We start from the raw sequence: 16,544 nt of genomic DNA, 5'->3' as shown, positions 1-16,544 counted from the left end.
GTTCCGTCGTTGTCCGGGCATCGGGGGTGTCGTTCCGGTTCCGGCCGCGGGCCCTCGTCGTCGCCGGGGCCTGCCTCGCCGTGGCGCTGGGCACGGGCGTGCTGCTCATCGGCAGCGGCGACTTCCCGATGAGCCCCGCCGACGTCGTGCGGACGCTCGCCGGGCGGGGGTCGCCCGCCGACTCGCTCATCGTGAACCGGATCCGGCTGCCGCGCGTGGCGGCCGGGCTGGCGGTCGGCGCGGCGCTCGGGCTCGCCGGCGCGGTCTTCCAGTCGCTGGTCCGCAACCCGCTCGGCAGCCCCGACATCCTCGGGTTCAGCCAGGGCGCCGCGACCGGCGTCCTCGCCGTGATCGTGCTGACCGGCGCCGGAAGCGTCGCGGTCGCTGCGGGCGCGGCCGCCGGCGGCCTGCTCACCGGCCTGGTCGTCTACTTGGTGGCCGGGCGGCACGGCGCGCACGGGCAGCGGCTCATCCTGGTCGGCATCGGCGTCGCCGCGATCCTCACCGGCGTCAACGGCTACCTGATCACCCAGGCGCAGATCACCGACGCGGCCCGCGCGGTGCTGTGGCTGACCGGCAGCCTGGACGGCCGCGACTGGGCGGACGCCGCGCCCGTCATCGCGGCGCTCGCGGTCCTCGGTCCGCTCGTCCTCGCCGGGTGCGGGCGGGCGCTGCGGATGCTGGAGATGGGCGACGACGCGGCGCACGGCCTCGGCGTCCCCATCGAGCGGGTCCGGGTGCTGCTCCTGGCCGCGGCGGTGCTGCTGACCGCGCTCGCCGCCGCGGCGGCCGGGCCGGTCTCGTTCGTCGCGCTGACCGCGCCGCAGCTCGCCCGCCGCCTCACCCGCACGGCCGGGCCGAACCTGCTCCCGGCCGCGTGCATGGGCGCGGCGCTGCTCGTGGCCGCCGACTTCGCGGCGCAGCGCGGGTTCCCCGGCCACCAGCTCCCGGTCGGCGTGGTGACCGGGCTGCTCGGCGGCGGGTACCTGGTCTGGCTCCTCGTGACCGAACGCAAGACGGGACGGATGTGATGAAGGACGCGACCGCGCGGCTCGCCGGCGCCGGGCTCACCCTGGCCTACGACAAGCGCACCATCGCCGAGGACCTCGACGTGGCGGTCCCGGAGGGCTCGTTCACGGTGATCGTGGGCCCGAACGCGTGCGGGAAGTCGACGCTGCTGCGGGCACTGGCGCGGATCCTCAAGCCCGCGGCCGGGACGGTGGTGCTGGACGGCCGCCCCATCGCCGACTGGCCCGCCAAGAAGCTGGCGCGGACGCTCGGGCTGCTGCCGCAGTCGTCCATCGCGCCGGAGGGCATCACGGTCGCCGACCTGGTCTCGCGCGGCCGGTACCCGCACCAGAGCCTGCTGCGGCAGTGGTCGAGGGAGGACGAGCGGGTCGTCGCCGAGTCGATGGCCGCGACCGGCGTCGGGGACCTCGCCGACCGGCATGTGGACGAGCTTTCGGGCGGGCAGCGCCAGCGCGTCTGGATCGCCATGGTCCTCGCCCAGCAGACGCCGCTGCTGCTGCTGGACGAGCCGACGACCTACCTGGACATCGCGCACCAGATCGAGGTCCTCGACCTGTGCGCGCGGCTGCACGAGCAGGGCCGGACGGTCGTCGCCGTCCTGCACGACCTCAACCACGCCGCCCGCTACGCCACGCACATGATCGCGATGCGGGACGGCCGGATCGCGGCCGAGGGCGACCCGTCGGCCGTCGTCACCGCCGAGCTGGTGGAACAGGTCTTCCGGCTGCCGTGCCGGGTGATCGACTGCCCGGAGACCGGGACCCCGCTGGTCGTCCCGGCCGCCCGCACCCGCGTCGCCGCGCCGAACTGAGGCGCCCCCCGCCGGACGGGCGGCGCCCGGAATCGTTGTAGTCTAATAATGGTTGTACGGCTATAACGATTGGAGGCGGCGTGCCCGAACTCAGCCCCCGGCGCAGGCTGGCGGTCCTGGCCATCTGCTGCCTGAGCCTGCTCATCGTCAGCCTGGACAACACCATCCTCAACGTCGCGCTCCCGTCCCTGCAGCGCGACTTCGGCAGCTCCCTGTCGGGGCTCCAGTGGACGATCGACGCGTACCTGATCGTCCTGGCGTCCCTGCTGATCCTGTCCGGGTCGACCGCCGACCGGCTCGGGCGGCGCCGCGTGTTCCAGACGGGGCTCGCCCTGTTCTCCGTCGGGTCCGTGCTGTGCAGCCTCGCGCCGTCCCTCGGCCTGCTCGTCGCGGCCCGCGTCGTGCAGGCGGTCGGCGGATCCATGCTCAACCCGGTCGCGATGTCGATCATCACGAACGTGTTCACCGGGCCGCGCGAGCGGGCCCGGGCCATCGGCGTCTGGGGCGGGGTCGTCGGGCTCAGCATGGCGATGGGGCCGCTCGTCGGCGGGGTGCTGGTCGACTCGGTCGGCTGGCGGTCGATCTTCTGGCTGAACGTGCCGATCGGGCTGGCGGCGCTCGTGCTGACCGCGCTGTTCGTCCCGGAGTCGCGCGCCCCGCGCCCGCGCCGCCCCGATCCGCTCGGCCAGGCGTTCATGATCCTGCTGCTCGGGACGCTGACCTACGCGATCATCGAGGCGCCCGGGCGCGGCCTGGCCGACCCGGCCGTCTACGGCGCCGCGCTCGTGGCCGCCGCGTCCCTCGCCGGGTTCGTCGTGCACGCTCTCCGCGCCCCGGAGCCGCTGATCGACCTGCGCTTCTTCCGCAGCGTCCCGTTCTCCGGGGCGACCGTCATCGCCGTGAGCGGCTTCGCGGCGCTCGGCGGGTTCCTCTTCCTCAACACCCTCTACCTGCAGAACGTGCGCGGGCTGTCGGCGCTGCACGCGGGCCTGTTCCTGCTGCCGATGGCGGCGATGACCGCGGTGTCCGCCCCGCTGTCGGGACGGCTCGTCGGCAGCCGCGGGCCGCGGCTCCCGCTCCAGATCGCGGGGGCGGCGATGCTCGCCAGCACGCTGCTGTTCGCCGCGTTCGACGCCGAGACGCGCAACGCCACGCTGTTCGCCGCGTACGTGCTGTTCGGGATCGGGTTCGGCATGGTGAACTCGCCGATCACGAACACCGCCGTGTCGGGGATGCCGCGCGCCCAGGCGGGCGTCGCCGCGGCCGTCGCCTCCACCAGCCGGCAGATCGGGCAGGCGCTCGGCGTCGCGGTCATCGGCGCCGTGCTCGCGGCCGGGACGACCGCCGCCGCGCACGCCGCCGCGCCGGCCTTCGTCTCCGCCGCCCGTCCGGCATACTGGGTCCTCGCCGGATGCGCCGCCGCCGTCCTGGCGCTGGGCACGGCCACCACCGGCCGGCGGGCCGCCCGCAGCGCCGCGCGCACCGCCGACCTGCTCGGCGCCGACGAGCCGGCGCCGGACGCACGCGATGTGACGGGAGCGAGCGCGCGATGACCGATCCCGCCGTCCAGCACGCCGACACCGCCGCGCGGGCCTGGCACAACCTGCGGGTCCTGCTGCACGAGCGCGGCGACCGGCGCCGCGAGGCGACCGAGGCCCTCGGCATGAGCTTCTTCCGGGTCAAGGCGCTGCGGTACATCGCCGCCGCGACCGCGCCGCTGACGCTGCGCGGCCTCGCCGAGCTGCTGCTCACCGACCGCCCCTACGTCACCCTGGTGGTGGACGACCTGGTCGGGCGGGGCCTCGTCGAGCGGACCGAGAACCCCGCCGACCGCCGCTCCAAGCTCGTGACCGCGACGGCGGCGGGGCGGGCCGCGGCGGCGGAGGCCGAGCGGATCCTGGACACCCCGCCGCCCTCGCTCTACGACCTCCCGGCCGAGGACCTGGAGGTCCTCGACCGGATCGCGGCGCGGCTCGTCTCCGAAGGCTGACCGGGCCGGGACCTCAGGAGCCGGCGGGGACCTTGTAGGTCTCGGCGGCCTCCGACTCCATGGGCTGCCGCTCGACGACCAGGCCGCCGAGGGCCTTGGCGTCCGTCCGCAGGATGTAGGTCTTGCGGGTGCCCGGCTCGTCCACCTTCGAGAAGTCCATCGGCGTGCCGTAGCCGCCGTCGTGGGCGGTGGTGGAGCGGTGCGCGGTGACCAGGCCCTCGCGGGTGAGGTCCTTGGCCGCGCACGCCTTCTTCAGCGCGTCGGTGAAGATGACCGCACCCGTGTAGCCGTTGACGACGGCGCTGTCGCGCGGCTGCCCCGGGTACTTCCTGCCGTAGTCGTCCGCCAGCTTCTTGATCGGCGCGAGGTCGGCGGAGACGGGCGCGCCGGCGCTGGCCAGGTAGAAGTCCTTGAGCAGCGCGGGCGCCGCCGCGGTCTGCAGGAGCTGCGGGGAGAACCCGGAGTTGCTCGCCACGATCGGCGCCGTCATGCCCTTGGCGCGGGCGAGGCCCGCCAGCGACGCCGACTGCTTCGGTCCGGCGCTCATCAGGATCGCCTTCACGCCCGCGCTCTTCAGCGCCGCGACCTGGGCCGACATGTCGTTGTCGGTCGCCTTGATCTTCTGCTCGACGAGCGTCAGGCCGAGCTCGCCCGCCGCGTACTTCGCGCCGGCGAGCGCGCTCTCCCCGTAGTCGCCCTCGAAGTACACGTGCCCGACCTTGTCGCCCTTCGCGATGCCCTTCTCCCGGGTGAGGAAGTCCAGCGCGTTGATCATGTCGATGTCGTAGGTGGTGCCGGTCACCTGGATGTACCTGCTGCCGAGCAGCGTCGTCGACCAGGCGTTCGGGATGACGAACATCTTGTCCGCCGTGATGCGCCGCTTGAGCGCCGTCACCATCGGCGAGCCGACGAACTGGGCGATGCCGATGACGCTCGACTGCATCTCGCTGTACCCGGCGACGGCCTTCTGCACGTCGTAGCCGTGGTCGCGGACGACCAGCTCGATCTTGCGGCCGCAGACGCCGCCCTGGGCGTTCAGCTGCTCGAAGTACAGCTGCTGCGCCTGCGTGAGGCTCTTGCCGAGCGGCGCGTACACGCCGGTCAGGTCGGTCTCGACGCCGACGCGGATCGTGTCGTCGGTGACGCCGGGCCCGGTCTTGACGCCGTCCTTGCCGGTGCCGCCGGACCCGCCGGACGCCTTGCCGCTGCAGCCCGCCGCCATGCCCAGCGGCAGCGCCACGGCCAGCGCGGCCGCGGCGACGCGGACCGCACGCGGCCTTCGTATGCGCTTCATATGGGTTGCTCCTCTTGCTCGAATCGGGTGAGGGGACGGGCGGCCCGGCGCCGGGACGCGGCGGCGCGCAGCCGCGTCCACGCCCCGGTCAGGCCGCCGGGAAGGAACAGCACGACGGCGACGACGGCGGCGCCGTACAGGATCCGGGCGGCCTCGGCGGGGGAGACGCCGCCCGAGCCCGGCGCGGCGACGAGCGGCAGGTCGTCGCCGAAGCGGGTGAGGAGCTGGGGCAGGACGGAGACGAAGACCGCGCCCGCGACGGCACCGGCCGCGGTGCCGAGCCCGCCGATGACGATCATGGCGAGGTAGTCCAGGGACAGGAACACGCCGAAGTAGTCGGGGACGGTCCGCCGGAACGCCAGCGCGAGCAGCGCCCCGGCCGCGCCCGCGTACATCGACGACAGCACGAACACCCCGGCCCGGTAGCGCGCCACCGGGACGCCCATCACCGCCGCCGCGGTCTCGTGGTCGCGGATGGTGTTGAGGGCCCGTCCCGGCCGGCCGCGCAGGATGCCGCGCGCGATCCACACGGCCGGGACGAGCAGCGCGACGGCGAGGAACCACAGCCGCTCCAGCGCGCCGAGCGGCACGGCGAACACCACCAGCTCGGGCGCGTCGTCGAAGCGGAACCCGGCGATCTCCAGCGGCGGGACGTCCCTCCCGTTGAACCCGCCGGTGACGCTCTCGGCGTTGAACAGCAGGTGCTGCCCGATGAAGATCAGCGCCAGGGACGCGATGCCGAGGTAGGTGCCGCGCAGCCGCCCGGCGATGGGGCTGAACAGTCCGCCCGCGACGCCCGCGAGCACGATCGCCCCGGCGAACGCCAGCGGCGTCGGCAGCCCGAGCCCCGCGAGGCGCGGTCCGGAGTCGGACGCGAGGTAGACGTACCCGTACGCGCCGACCGCCAGGAAGAAGGCGTGCCCCATCGACAGCTGCCCGGTGGCGCCGGTCAGCAGGTTCAGGCCGATGGCGCCGATCGCCGCCGACATCGCGAACAGGCCCGTCTGCAGCCAGAACGCGTCCAGGTAGAACGGCAGGGCGAGCAGGACGAGGGTGCAAGCGGCGGCCGCCGCGCACCGGATCCGGAGGTCAGACACGCGACAGCTCCCTCGTCCCGAACAGCCCGGCGGGGCGGACGAGCAGCACCGCGAGCATCACCAGGAACGGCGCCACGTCGCCGATGCCGCGCCCGAGGAACGCGAGGTCGCCCTGGTACCCCGTCACCAGCGACTCGGTGAGGCCGACGGCGAGGCCGCCGACGAGCGCGCCCGTCGTGGAGTCCAGGCCGCCGAGGATCGCGGCCGGGAACGCCTTCATCGCGGCGAACGAGGTCGCCCGGTCCAGGCCCGGGGTGGGGAAGACGGTCAGGAACAGCGCCGCCACCGCCGCGAGCGCCCCCGCGATCGCCCACGCGGCGAGCGAGACGCGGGTCAGCCGGACGCCCATGAGCGCGGCGGTCTCGCCGTCCTCGGCCGCCGCCCGCATCGCCACGCCCCACGGCGTGAAGCGGAACGCCAGCAGGAACGCGCCGATCAGGACGGCCGCGGTCACGAAGGCGGCGATGCGCGTCTGCGCGATGCCGACGCCCGCGACATGGACGATCCGGTCGCCCCACGGGTCGCCCAGCGACAGGACCTGCGTGCCGATCTCGCGGGTCAGCGCCGTGGTCAGCACGATGTCGACGCCGATCGTGACGATCGCCAGCACCGAGTGGTCCTCGACCCGGGCGCGCCGCAGCACCAGCAGCTCCACCAGCGCCCCCGCCGCGGCGGCCGCGGCGACGCCCGCGCCGAGCGCCGGCAGGAAGCCGATGTCGTCGTGCAGCACGGCGGTCACGTAGCCGCCAGCCAGCAGCAGCGACGCGTGCGCGAAGTTGACCACCTCGGTGGCCTTGAAGATGATCACGAAGCCGAGGGCGATCAGCGCGTACACCGATCCCGCCGACACCCCGTTGACCACCAGCTCGATGAACGTGCTCAAGGATTTCCCTCCGAGTCGGGGGCGGCCGCGGGCTCGTGCGCGGCGCCGAGGTAGGCGCGGACCACCGCGGGGTCGCGCTGCACGGCCTCGGGCGCGCCGCCCGCGATGCGCCTGCCGAAGTCCAGGACGGTGACCTCGTCGGCCAGCCGCATGACCATCCCCATGTCGTGCTCGACGAGCAGGACCGAGAGGCCGAGGTCGGCGCGGGCGCGGAAGACGACCTCGGCCATCCGCCGCCGCTCCGCGCCGTTCATCCCGGCCACCGGCTCGTCCAGGAGCAGCAGCCGGGGCTCCATCGCGAGCGCGCGGGCCAGCTCGACCCGCTTGCGCACGCCGTAGGACAGCAGCCCGACGGGCGCCGCCAGGTGCTCGCCGACGCCGACGAACCCGGCGATGTCGCGGACGCGGGCACGGTGCCGCGCGTCCTCCCGGCGCGCCCGGGGCAGCCGCAGGCCCGCGGAGGCGAACCCGGCCCGGGTCAGGCGGTGCCGCCCGAGCATCAGGTTGTCCTCGACGGACAGGTGCCGCGACAGCGCGATGTTCTGGAACGTCCGGGCGACGCCGAGGGCCGCGATCCGGTGCGGCGGCAGCGCGGTCAGCTCCGCCCCGCCGAACCGCACGCTGCCCTCACTGGCCCGGTAGACGCCGGACAGGACGTTGAAGCAGGTCGACTTGCCCGCGCCGTTCGGCCCGATGATCGCGTGGATGCTGCCGGGCGCGACGGTGAAGTCCACCCCGTCCAGCGCCGTCAGCCCCGCGAACCGCACCGTGAGCCCGCTGACGCGCAGCTCGTCCGCCTCTTCCCCGCCGCCGCTCATCCCGCGGACCACCGCTTCAGCGAGGGGCCGTCCTCGCGGCCGGGCGCGGCGGCGTCCTCGCCGCCGACGCCGAGGTAGCGGCGCCTGACCTCGTCGCTCGCCGCCAGCTCCGCCGACGGGCCGTGCAGCGTCACCGCGCCGACCTCCAGCACGTGCGCGGACGACGACAGCTCCAGCGCCAGCGCCGCGTTCTGCTCGATCAGCAGGATCGCGGTGCCCTGCAGGTTGATCTCCCGGACGGTCTCGGCGATGCGCTCGGCCATCAGCGGCGCGAGCCCGAGCGTCGGCTCGTCCAGCAGCAGGACGGCCGGGCACGCCATGAGCGCCCGCCCGATCGCGAGCATCTGCTGCTCACCGCCCGACAGCAGCCCGGCGCGCTGGCGCGCCCGCTCGGCCAGCAGCGGGAACAGCGCGAGCACCCGCGCGCGGGCCTTCGCGGCGTCGGTCCGGCTCGGCGCGCCGAGCGCGCCCGCCCGCAGGTTCTCCTCGACGCTGAGCCGGCCGAACACCCGGCGGCCCTCCGGCACCTGCACCACCCCGGCCGCCACGACGGTGGCCGGGTGCAGCCCCACCAGGGACCGCTCGCCGAGCCGCACCGTGCCCGCGTCCACCGCGCCGCGGTGGAACGGCAGCGTGCCCGAGATCGCGCGGAGCAGCGTCGTCTTGCCGGCCCCGTTCGCGCCGAGCACGGCCGTGACCGATCCCGCCGGGACGTCCAGCGAGACCTCGCGCAGGGCCCGCACCGCCCGCCCGTAGCTCACCGACAGACCACGGACCGCGAGGGTCCCGTTCGCCATGCGCCCCTCCAGAAGACTCGTGTGACCGGCACCCCAGCACGGGCCCCCGACCTGCGTCCACGGGCCGCGGGCAAGACGTGGCGGGCGTCCAATCGAACGTTGTTCGGGTTGTGCGGGGAGCACAGTGCGGCCCGATTCGGGCGGGCGTTCGACCTTCCGGGGCCCCGGGTGCGTATGACCCGTCATGAGGCAGACGGCACGGAACCGTTCGCGGCGGCCCGGCGCTCTCGCCGGCGCTCTCGCGCTGGCCGCCGCGCTCACGGGCGCCTGCGGGTTCGACCCCGCCCAGCTGGGCGCGGCCCGTCCCGCCGCGCAGGGCACCCGGGCCGCGTCCGGCGCGCCGGCGGAGGGGACTCCGCGCGGGTTCGACGAGCGCGAGTTCCAGGAGGACGTCGGAACCGCCGTGACGATCACAGACGACTTCTGGCGGCGGCACTGGGACCGCCTGTTCACCGGCGCGTACGACTCACCGCGCGTCGCCGGCCTCTACGACGGCCGCGACCCCGCCTCGGCGCCGGTGTGCGGCCGCGAGCGCCTCGAACCCGACAACGCGGCCTACTGCCCGGCCGGGGACTTCGTCGCCTGGGACGCGCACCTGATGCGGTCGGGCTACGCGCGCGGCGACGCGTGGGTCTACCTGGTGATCTCGCACGAGTGGGGCCACGCGATCCAGAACCGGCTCCGCCGCGGGCTGGTGTCGCCCGCGGCGGAACTCCAGGCCGACTGCCTCGCGGGCGCCGTCCTCTACGGCTCGTCCGACGACGGCACGCTGAAGTTCGAGGACGGCGACGAGCAGGAGCTGGTGGACGCCTTCAAGGTCATCGGCGACAAGGCGCCGTGGACCAAGCCCGGCGACCACGGCTCGGCTGTCCAGCGGCTGCGCAGCTTCTCGCGCGGCGGCGAGAACGGCGTGCGCGCCTGCTTCACCTGAGGCGGCGCTCCACCGACTCGACCTTGGCGTCGAGGGCGCCGGTCACGCCGGGCCGGATGTCGGCCTTGACGACGAGGCTCACCCGCGGCGCCCTGGCCGCGACCGCATCGGTGGCGGCCTTCACCACGGCCATCACCTCGTCCCACTCGCCTTCGATCGTGGTGAACATGGCGTCGGTCCGGTTGGGCAGGCCGCTCGCCCGCACCACCCGGACCGCCTCGGCGACGAGTTCGCCGACCTCCTCGCCCGCACCGAGCGGGGTGACCGAGAACGCGACGAGCATCGCGCACCTCCCGAACCTAGGGCTGGACGACCTGCCTCACCACGATCTCATCCAGCCGGCGCTCGACGACCACCCCCACCGGCCAGTCGCGCACGAGGCAGCGCAGCAGCGCCGCCTCGTGCTCGGCGAAGGAGGGGTCGCAGCCCTGCTGCTCGAGGCTGGAGCGGATCGCCAGGACGTAGTCGGCGTCGGTGAAGCCGGGGACCTCGCGGACCATCGCGGTGGTCGTGGCGCGGTGGGAGTTGAGCCCGGCGAAGGAGCGGCCGCATCCGCAGCCGCCGTCGGGGTCGTTCCGGTCGCGGGCGCACACCATGCCGATGTGGACGAGTTCGCCTTCGACGCACCAGTCGAAGTCGTTGTCGCGGAATCCCTGGCTGGAGTTGGTGGCGGTGAGAAGTTTCAAGGCCATGCCCCCCTCGGCTCGCGGACGCCCGACCACCGTACGACGAGGGTCTGACGTAACGTCGGGGACATGAGCGAAGACGACGTCCTGCTGCACCGCGACGGCCCCTTCACCACGATCACGATGAACCGGCCGCGCCGCCGCAACGCGCTCTCCCGCGCCTTCCTCGTCCGGCTCACCGAGGCGTTCCAGGAGGTCGGCGGGACCGACGCCCGCGGGGTGGTCCTCGCCGCGAACGGCCCGGTCTTCTCCGCCGGGCACGACTTCGCCGACATGGCCGGGGCGTCCCACGCCGACGTCCGCGACCTGCTGCGGGTGTGCACCGACCTGATGCGGACGATCCAGTCCGTGCCGCAGGTGGTGGTGGCGCGCGTGCACGGCCTCGCGACCGCCGCCGGCTGCCAGCTCGTGGCGAGCTGCGACCTGGCCGTCGCCGCGCGGAGCGCGGGCTTCGCGGCGCCCGGCGGCAAGGGCGGCTGGTTCTGCCACACGCCCCTGGTGGCGATCTCCCGCAACGTCGGCCGCAAGCGCGCCGCCGAGATGGCCCTCACCGGCGAGGTGTTCGACGCCGCCACGGCCGCCGAGTGGGGCCTGGTCAACTACGCGGTGCCCGACGAGGAGCTCGACAAGGCCGTCCAGGACCTCCTGCGGCGCGCCACCCAGGGCAGCCCGCGCAGCAAGGCCCTCGGCAAGCAGGCGATGTACGCCCAGTTCGACCGTCCCGAGCAGGACGCCTACGCCTACGCGGTCGAGGTGATGGCCGCCTCCAGCCAGACCCCGGAGGCTCAGGAGGGCATGACGGCGTTCCTGGAGAAGCGCCGCCCGGAATGGCCCGCCTAGGGCCTGTACAGGGGATACCGGAAAGGCCGCTCCGCAGTCGGGAACGGCTCGCCGGGTGTGTAGGGCGGGCGGGACTCGAACCCGCGACCGGGAGATTATGAGTCTCCTGCTCTGACCAGCTGAGCTACCGCCCCGAGGCGTCCCCCCGCACCGTCCGGGGCGTTCGCCGGGTGCAATCCTAGCGGCGGGCGTTTCACGGCGGCCACCGCGAACGCCGATGTCCCCTCAAACGCGATGTCCCCGCAACGGGATGTCCTACCTGAGGGGTGGGATGTCATAGGTCTCCTTCGTGGACGCCCAGGTCTTCAGGGAGGGGAGGAAACGGGAGATTGGGGGCAAGGTTAGGAAAGGCGGGACGTTTCGGTGTCCGCCAGGCTGGCTGGCACCGAGGCTGCTAGAACATGAGCCATGGCGCGGCAGGTCAAGCGTGCGTTCAAATACCGCTTCTATCCCACGAGCGAGCAGGCGGCCGAGCTGTCGCGCACGTTCGGCTGTGTGCGCCTGGTGTACAACAAGGCCCTGGAGGAACGCACCCGGGCCTGGTACGACGAGCAGCGCCGGATCTCCTACGTGCAGTCGTCGGCCGCGCTGACGCAGTGGAAGAAGACCGCGGAACTGGCCTTCCTGTCCGAGGTGTCGTGCGTGCCGCTCCAGCAGGCGCTGCGGCACCTGCAGACGGCGTTCGCCAACTTCTTCGCCAAGCGCGCCGCCTACCCGCGGTTCAAGTCGCGCAAGCGGTCGCGGGCGTCGGCCGAGTACACCCGCAGCGCCTTCACCTGGCGCGACGGGCGTCTGACGCTGGCGAAGATGACGGCGCCGCTGGACATCCGCTGGTCGCGTCCGCTGCCCGAGGGAGCGGTGCCGAGCACGGTGACGGTGTCGCGCGACAGTGCCGGACGCTGGTTCGTTTCCCTGCTGTGCCAGGACACCATCCCTGCGGCGCCGGCCACGGAGAACGCGGTCGGGGCGGACGCGGGGATCACCCGTCTGATGGCCCTGTCCACCGGGGAGAAGATCGCCAACCCTAGGCACGAGCGGCGTGACCGCGCCCGCCTGGCCAAGGCGCAGCGAGACCTGACCCGAAAGGCCCCCGGTTCGGCGAACCGGGACAAGGCCCGCCGCAAGGTCGCGCGCGTGCACGCGCGGATCGCCGACCGGCGCCGCGACTTCCTGCACAAGCTGTCGACCCGTCTCGTCCGTGAGAACCAAACGGTTGTGATCGAAGACCTCGCCGTCGGCAACATGCTCAAGAACCGCAGCCTCGCGCGCGCCATCTCGGACACGGCGTGGCGGGAACTGCGCTCGATGCTGGAGTACAAGTGCGCCTGGTACGGCCGCGACTTGGTCGTGGTCGACCGCTGGTTCCCCTCCTCCAAGCTGTGCGGGAACTGCAGAACCGTCCGAGCCGAGCTGCCGCTGGACGTCCGCGAATGGACGTGCGAGTGCGGCAGCGTGCATGACCGCGACGTGAACGCCGCGCGCAACATCCTGGCCGCCGGGCTGGCGGTGTCCGCCTGTGGAGACGGTGTAAGACCTCAACGGGACTCCTTCCGGACGGGGCGGTCGTCGGCGAAGCAGGAAACCCAGCGGGCGACCGCAGGGGTCCTCCGCCTTCAGGCGGAGGAGGAAGTCAAACCCGCTACCGAGTGACGGGTCCGGGTACCCGTCGGTAGGGTCCCGCGTATGTCCAGACGCATCCTCGCTCTCGTGCCCGTCCTGCTGGCGCTGGTCTTCGCCGGCGCCTGCGACGGCGGGTCCGGCGGGCCCGCGAAGAAGGCCGACTTCGACGCCGCGCAGACGCTTCGGCAGGCCGCGCAGGCCATGGGGGCCCTGAAGAGCGTCGCGTTCACCCTGGAGTCCGACGGCAAGACCCCGGTCATGGTGAAGAGCGGCGACATGAAGCTGCTCCGCAGCGGCGACGCCCAGGGGACGCTGACGGTCGAGCAGCAGGGCCAGAACGTCGAGATGAAGGTCGTCGCGGTCGGCGACAGCATCTACCTGGACGCCGGGACGGGCGGCTGGCGCAAGCTGCCGAAGGCCCTGGCGGCGAGCGTCTACGACCCGGCGGCGGTGCTCGATCCGCAGCGGGGCATCGCGAAGCTGCTGACCTCGGCGCGGGAGCCGTCGCCGGAGGCGGTGGAGAAGGTGGACGGCAAGGAGGCCTACCGGGTGGCCGCGAAGCTGCCGAAGGACCAGGTCGCCGGCCTCATCCCCGGCATCAACGAGGACATGGACGGCCAGGTGTGGGTGAGCAAGGCCGACCACCGGCTGCTCAAGGTGCGGGGCGCGTTCCCGAAGGGGCAGGGCGCCGTGGTGATCGGGTTCACCGAGTTCGACGCCCCGTACAAGATCAGCGCGCCGCGGTGAGCGCGCGTCGCCGGGTCGCGATCGGGGCCGGCGGCGCGGTGGTGCTGCTGGCCGCGCTGGACGCCTACGTCGTCACGACGATCCTGCTGCCGGTGGTCAAGGACCTCGGGATCCCGGTGAACCGGCTGGAGCGGGTGACGCCGGTCCTGACCGGGTTCCTGCTGGGGTACGTGGCGGCGATGCCGCTGCTGGGGCAGCTCTCGGACCGGTTCGGGCGCCGGCCGGTGCTGCAGGCCTGCCTGGTGTTCTTCGCGGCCGGGTCGGTGGTGACGGCGCTGGCGCAGGACGTCCCGGTGCTGACGGCGGGCCGGGTGGTGCAGGGCGTGGCGGGCGGTGCGCTGCTGCCCGTGACGATGGCGCTGGCCGGTGACCTCTGGGAGGAGCGGCAGCGGCCGGTCGTGCTCGGCGCGGTGGGTGCGGCGCAGGAGCTGGGGAGCGTGCTGGGCCCGCTCTACGGGGCGGGGATCGCGGCGGCGCTCGACTGGCGGGCGGTCTTCTGGATCAACCTGCCGCTCGTGGCGGTCGCGATGGCGGCCGTGCAGGCCGCCGTGCCGGGCGGGCGCGCGGCCGGGTCCCCACAGGAAGCGCGGCCGGGCGTGGACGTCGTGGGCGGCCTGCTGCTGGCGCTCGGTCTCGGGCTGCTGGTCGTCGCCGTCTACAACCCCGAGCCGGAGGAGGCGGCGCTGCCGTCGTGGGGCCTGCCGGCGCTGGGCGCGGGCGCCGCCGTCCTGGCGGTGTTCGTGCTGTGGGAGATCCGGTCCCGGACGCGGCTGCTCGACCTGTCGGGTGTGCGGCGCGGGCCGCTGCTGGCGACGCTCGGTGTGAGCCTGCTGTCGGGCGCGGCGCTGATGGTGACGCTGGTGGACGTCGTGCTGGTCGCGCAGACCGTCCTGCACAAGGACGCGACGGACGGCGCGCTGCTGCTGACGCGGTTCCTCGTGGCGCTGCCCGTCGCGGCGGTGGCGGGCGGACTGGTGGCGCGGCGGGTGGGGGAGCGGTGGCCGATGGCGGTGGGGATGGCCGTCTCCGCCGGCGGCTACCTGCTGATCGCCGGCTGGCCGGCCGACCTGGCGAGCGCCTCGTACGGCCCGCTGCCGAGGATGGACGTCGACCTCGTGGTGACGGGCCTCGGCCTCGGCCTGGTGATCGCCCCGGTGTCGTCGGCGGTGCTGGCGTTCGTCCCGGCGGCGCGGCACGGCGTCGCGTCCGCGGCCGTGGTCGTCGCGCGGATGATGGGGATGCTGCTCGGGATCTCCGCGCTGACCGCGTGGGGGTTCCACCGGTTCCACGCCCTCACCGCCGACCTGAAGCCCCCGCTGCCGTTCCTGATGTCCAAGGACGAGTTCGCGCGGCAGCTGAAGACCTACAACGCCGCCCTTCAGGACGCGCTGCGGACCGAATACCAGGAGATCTTCTGGATCACCGCCGGAATGTGCCTGCTGGGCGCAATCCTCGCCCTGGCCGCCGGGGGCCCGCGAGGCGCCGGGATGCCGGAGGGCGCGGGGGCCCTGCCCGATGGCCGGATCCGGTCATCGGCTCGGCATAACGGCCCTGAAATGGGAAATGATTCGGCCACCGGAGATGTGCCGATCAACGAACGCGGGAATATCCTGGGAAAGGACGGCTAAAGGCCTCTTGCCGGGAGGGCACACCCGGGGAGGTGATCGCAGATGCGCGGGTACGGCATCGGGCCGGGAGGCACGCCGGCCGCCAGGCTGCGCCGGCGGCTCGGTCTGGAGCGCAGTGAACTGCGCCGCCCGGTCGACCGCGTCCAGCGGCTGATCGCCCTCGGCCTCCTCCTGCTGCTGCTCGCCGTCGCCCCGCCGCTCGCCGCCTGGACGGCGTCCTGGTCCTACTCCGCGGGGACGCGCGCCGAGCAGGCGGAGCGGGCGGAGCGCCACCAGGTCGTCGCCACGGTCACCTCGACCGGCGGCCTCGGCTCCTCCGGCGACCGCTACATCCACGAGACCGTCCAGGCCAGCTGGCCGGGCGCGGACGGCCGGCCCCACGTCGGGACGCTGCCGAGCTGGAAGAACGCCAAGGTCGGCGCGCACCGGACGATCTGGGTGGACCGGCAGGGCGAACCGACCGTCCGGCCCCGCCCGCACAGCCGCACCGTCACCGACGCCGCCTACGCGGCCGGCGCCACCGGGCTCGGCTGCGCGGTCCCCGTCCTGTGCGCCTACGCCCTCGTCCGCCGCCGCTGCGACCGGCACCGCGACGAGATGTGGGAGGCCGACTGGGCGCGCCTGGACTCCGCGGGCCACAACCCGCGCTCCTGACGCGGGCCCCGCACCGCCTAGGGCAGGAGGGCGCGGGCCGTCTGGACGAGGACCGCGTTGTCGGTGGCGGGCGAGCCGTCGGGCAGTTCGAGGGTGTCCTCCAACCCGATGCGGACGTCGAGGTTCAGCCGGACGGCGAGCCGCAGCACCGGCCAGGCGCCGCCCTCCTCGCCGTGCAGCAGGATCGGGCGCGACAGCCGGGTGCCGAGCTCGTGCAGGAGATCCTTGGCGGTGTCGGTCGCCGTCTCCGGGTCGGTGTCGGTGACCTCCGCCAGGATCCGCAGCACGTGGTGGGCGTGCGGCCAGCGCAGGAACCGCTCGGCCGCGTCGGTGCCGGAGAAGACGCCGGCCTCGATCGCGACGCCGCGTTCGAACAGCGCCTCGGCGACCAGCTCGGCGCCCTCCTCGTGGAAGTTCACCGAGGCGTGGTCGGGAAGCACCGTCCAGGAGCGCACCAGCGCGGCGCGCTCGACCGGGTCGGGCGCGGCCCAGGCGCCGGTCGTCACGCCGACGGGCATCGACGGGACGGCGGCGCGGACGGCGGCGACGGTCTCGGCGACGCGGGGCGCCCGCAGGGTGTCGGCGCCCGCGTCGTCCTTCGGGTGCAGGTGGGCGTCCTGAGCGCCCACGTCGGCGGCGGCGCGGACCGCGGCGGCGATCTCCTCCGGGGACGTCGGCACGCCCTCGGTCCGGCTTCCGTTCGGGCAGACCTGGAGCAT

General features: G+C 73.9%; 18 protein-coding genes and 1 tRNA gene. 10 read left to right on the top strand and 9 right to left on the bottom strand.

The features are described 5' to 3' along the window. Positions 1 to 26: 26 nt before the first annotated feature. From AB0C21_RS00445 to AB0C21_RS00430, 4 genes are all read left to right on the top strand, one after another. Positions 27 to 1,031 carry a FecCD family ABC transporter permease gene (locus AB0C21_RS00445; RefSeq protein ID WP_500201964.1) on the top strand — a complete coding sequence of 335 codons (1,005 nt, stop codon included), beginning with the start codon at positions 27 to 29 and terminating at the stop codon, positions 1,029 to 1,031. Beyond that, complete coding sequence (locus tag AB0C21_RS00440) at positions 1,031 to 1,840, top strand: ABC transporter ATP-binding protein (RefSeq protein WP_500201963.1); 810 nt, start codon at positions 1,031 to 1,033, stop codon at positions 1,838 to 1,840. The genes AB0C21_RS00445 and AB0C21_RS00440 overlap by 1 nt, the downstream gene beginning before the upstream one ends. 80 nt (positions 1,841 to 1,920) lie before the next feature. Further along, positions 1,921 to 3,393: an MFS transporter gene (locus tag AB0C21_RS00435; protein ID WP_500201962.1), complete on the top strand. Its 1,473-nt coding sequence runs from the start codon at positions 1,921 to 1,923 to the stop codon at positions 3,391 to 3,393. Beyond that, the gene (locus AB0C21_RS00430; protein ID WP_500201961.1) at positions 3,390 to 3,830 is read left to right on the top strand and encodes a MarR family winged helix-turn-helix transcriptional regulator; all 441 of its coding nucleotides are present in this window, start codon (positions 3,390 to 3,392) and stop codon (positions 3,828 to 3,830) included. The genes AB0C21_RS00435 and AB0C21_RS00430 overlap by 4 nt, the downstream gene beginning before the upstream one ends. Positions 3,831 to 3,843: 13 nt before the next feature. Here AB0C21_RS00430 and AB0C21_RS00425 read toward each other — a convergent pair whose 3' ends face one another. From AB0C21_RS00425 to AB0C21_RS00405, 5 genes are read right to left on the bottom strand one after another with little or no spacing between them, the layout of a single operon-like run. Further along, the gene (locus AB0C21_RS00425) at positions 3,844 to 5,124 is read right to left on the bottom strand and encodes an ABC transporter substrate-binding protein (protein ID WP_500201960.1); all 1,281 of its coding nucleotides are present in this window, start codon (positions 5,122 to 5,124) and stop codon (positions 3,844 to 3,846) included. Beyond that, positions 5,121 to 6,221, bottom strand: a complete 1,101-nt coding sequence (locus tag AB0C21_RS00420; protein ID WP_235036572.1) for a branched-chain amino acid ABC transporter permease — start codon at positions 6,219 to 6,221, stop codon at positions 5,121 to 5,123. The genes AB0C21_RS00425 and AB0C21_RS00420 overlap by 4 nt, the downstream gene beginning before the upstream one ends. Then, on the bottom strand, positions 6,214 to 7,104 hold the full coding sequence (locus AB0C21_RS00415; protein WP_500201959.1) for a branched-chain amino acid ABC transporter permease: 891 nt from the start codon (positions 7,102 to 7,104) through the stop codon (positions 6,214 to 6,216). Before AB0C21_RS00415 ends, AB0C21_RS00420 begins: the two co-directional genes overlap by 8 nt. Further along, the gene (locus tag AB0C21_RS00410) at positions 7,101 to 7,922 is read right to left on the bottom strand and encodes an ABC transporter ATP-binding protein (RefSeq protein WP_500201958.1); all 822 of its coding nucleotides are present in this window, start codon (positions 7,920 to 7,922) and stop codon (positions 7,101 to 7,103) included. Before AB0C21_RS00410 ends, AB0C21_RS00415 begins: the two co-directional genes overlap by 4 nt. Further along, entirely contained in the window at positions 7,919 to 8,719 is an 801-nt protein-coding gene (locus tag AB0C21_RS00405; RefSeq protein WP_500201957.1) for an ABC transporter ATP-binding protein, read from the bottom strand. The genes AB0C21_RS00410 and AB0C21_RS00405 overlap by 4 nt, the downstream gene beginning before the upstream one ends. Before the next feature lie 184 nt (positions 8,720 to 8,903). Between AB0C21_RS00405 and AB0C21_RS00400 the strand changes: the two genes are divergently transcribed. Beyond that, the gene (locus AB0C21_RS00400) at positions 8,904 to 9,650 is read left to right on the top strand and encodes a neutral zinc metallopeptidase (protein WP_500201956.1); all 747 of its coding nucleotides are present in this window, start codon (positions 8,904 to 8,906) and stop codon (positions 9,648 to 9,650) included. Here AB0C21_RS00400 and AB0C21_RS00395 read toward each other — a convergent pair. Together AB0C21_RS00395 and AB0C21_RS00390 are read right to left on the bottom strand one after the other, a co-directional pair. Next, positions 9,643 to 9,933 (bottom strand): MTH1187 family thiamine-binding protein, encoded by a 291-nt coding sequence (locus tag AB0C21_RS00395; protein ID WP_141577257.1) that lies wholly within the window; start codon positions 9,931 to 9,933, stop codon positions 9,643 to 9,645. The two genes, AB0C21_RS00400 and AB0C21_RS00395, sit on opposite strands and share 8 nt — an antisense overlap. Positions 9,934 to 9,949: 16 nt before the next feature. After that, positions 9,950 to 10,342 carry a DUF7715 family protein gene (locus tag AB0C21_RS00390; protein ID WP_149257516.1) on the bottom strand — a complete coding sequence of 131 codons (393 nt, stop codon included), beginning with the start codon at positions 10,340 to 10,342 and terminating at the stop codon, positions 9,950 to 9,952. Between the two features lie 63 nt (positions 10,343 to 10,405). Here AB0C21_RS00390 and AB0C21_RS00385 point away from each other — a divergent pair, with 63 nt between their 5' ends. Further along, positions 10,406 to 11,176, top strand: a complete 771-nt coding sequence (locus tag AB0C21_RS00385; protein WP_149257515.1) for an enoyl-CoA hydratase-related protein — start codon at positions 10,406 to 10,408, stop codon at positions 11,174 to 11,176. Between the two features lie 60 nt (positions 11,177 to 11,236). Here AB0C21_RS00385 and AB0C21_RS00380 read toward each other — a convergent pair. Beyond that, a tRNA-Ile gene (locus tag AB0C21_RS00380) sits at positions 11,237 to 11,310 on the bottom strand. A 274-nt stretch (positions 11,311 to 11,584) separates the two neighbouring features. Here AB0C21_RS00380 and AB0C21_RS00375 point away from each other — a divergent pair. Genes AB0C21_RS00375 through AB0C21_RS00360 form a run of 4 tightly spaced genes read left to right on the top strand, consistent with a single transcriptional unit; the run spans position 11,585 to position 15,825 of the window. Further along, complete coding sequence (locus AB0C21_RS00375; protein WP_500201955.1) at positions 11,585 to 12,826, top strand: RNA-guided endonuclease InsQ/TnpB family protein; 1,242 nt, start codon at positions 11,585 to 11,587, stop codon at positions 12,824 to 12,826. Positions 12,827 to 12,859: 33 nt separating this feature from the next. After that, a complete protein-coding gene (locus AB0C21_RS00370) occupies positions 12,860 to 13,543 on the top strand; it encodes an LppX_LprAFG lipoprotein (protein WP_500201954.1) in 684 nt (227 codons plus the stop codon). Then, positions 13,540 to 15,171, top strand: a complete 1,632-nt coding sequence (locus AB0C21_RS00365) for an MFS transporter (RefSeq protein ID WP_500201953.1) — start codon at positions 13,540 to 13,542, stop codon at positions 15,169 to 15,171. Before AB0C21_RS00370 ends, AB0C21_RS00365 begins: the two co-directional genes overlap by 4 nt. 42 nt (positions 15,172 to 15,213) lie before the next feature. Further along, the gene (locus tag AB0C21_RS00360) at positions 15,214 to 15,825 is read left to right on the top strand and encodes an Rv1733c family protein (RefSeq protein WP_500201952.1); all 612 of its coding nucleotides are present in this window, start codon (positions 15,214 to 15,216) and stop codon (positions 15,823 to 15,825) included. 17 nt (positions 15,826 to 15,842) lie between these two features. Here AB0C21_RS00360 and AB0C21_RS00355 read toward each other — a convergent pair whose 3' ends face one another. Next, positions 15,843 to 16,544 carry a 3-keto-5-aminohexanoate cleavage protein gene (locus AB0C21_RS00355; RefSeq protein WP_149257510.1) on the bottom strand — a complete coding sequence of 234 codons (702 nt, stop codon included), beginning with the start codon at positions 16,542 to 16,544 and terminating at the stop codon, positions 15,843 to 15,845.

Origin of the sequence: Spirillospora sp. NPDC049024, assembly GCF_040649235.1 — a bacterium.
In the GTDB taxonomy this organism is placed as follows: Bacteria; Actinomycetota; Actinomycetes; order Streptosporangiales; family Streptosporangiaceae; genus Spirillospora.
The sequence above is the reverse complement of the archived record's forward strand: the minus strand, read 5'-3'. Positions and strand labels throughout refer to the sequence as shown.

What these genes read in the sequence shown, in the direction of transcription:
- AB0C21_RS00440 (WP_500201963.1), top strand. Translation starts at nt 1,031, where the DNA reads ATGAAGGACGCGACCGCGCGGCTCGCCGGCGCCGGGCTCACCCTGGCC.
- AB0C21_RS00430 (WP_500201961.1), top strand. Translation starts at nt 3,390, where the DNA reads ATGACCGATCCCGCCGTCCAGCACGCCGACACCGCCGCGCGGGCCTGG.
- AB0C21_RS00425 (WP_500201960.1), bottom strand. Translation starts at nt 5,124, where the DNA reads ATGAAGCGCATACGAAGGCCGCGTGCGGTCCGCGTCGCCGCGGCCGCG.
- AB0C21_RS00410 (WP_500201958.1), bottom strand. Translation starts at nt 7,922, where the DNA reads ATGAGCGGCGGCGGGGAAGAGGCGGACGAGCTGCGCGTCAGCGGGCTC.
- AB0C21_RS00405 (WP_500201957.1), bottom strand. Translation starts at nt 8,719, where the DNA reads ATGGCGAACGGGACCCTCGCGGTCCGTGGTCTGTCGGTGAGCTACGGG.
- AB0C21_RS00400 (WP_500201956.1), top strand. Translation starts at nt 8,904, where the DNA reads ATGAGGCAGACGGCACGGAACCGTTCGCGGCGGCCCGGCGCTCTCGCC.
- AB0C21_RS00395 (WP_141577257.1), bottom strand. Translation starts at nt 9,933, where the DNA reads ATGCTCGTCGCGTTCTCGGTCACCCCGCTCGGTGCGGGCGAGGAGGTC.
- AB0C21_RS00390 (WP_149257516.1), bottom strand. Translation starts at nt 10,342, where the DNA reads ATGGCCTTGAAACTTCTCACCGCCACCAACTCCAGCCAGGGATTCCGC.
- AB0C21_RS00385 (WP_149257515.1), top strand. Translation starts at nt 10,406, where the DNA reads ATGAGCGAAGACGACGTCCTGCTGCACCGCGACGGCCCCTTCACCACG.
- AB0C21_RS00375 (WP_500201955.1), top strand. Translation starts at nt 11,585, where the DNA reads ATGGCGCGGCAGGTCAAGCGTGCGTTCAAATACCGCTTCTATCCCACG.
- AB0C21_RS00370 (WP_500201954.1), top strand. Translation starts at nt 12,860, where the DNA reads ATGTCCAGACGCATCCTCGCTCTCGTGCCCGTCCTGCTGGCGCTGGTC.
- AB0C21_RS00360 (WP_500201952.1), top strand. Translation starts at nt 15,214, where the DNA reads ATGCGCGGGTACGGCATCGGGCCGGGAGGCACGCCGGCCGCCAGGCTG.
- AB0C21_RS00355 (WP_149257510.1), bottom strand. Translation starts at nt 16,544, where the DNA reads ATGCTCCAGGTCTGCCCGAACGGAAGCCGGACCGAGGGCGTGCCGACG.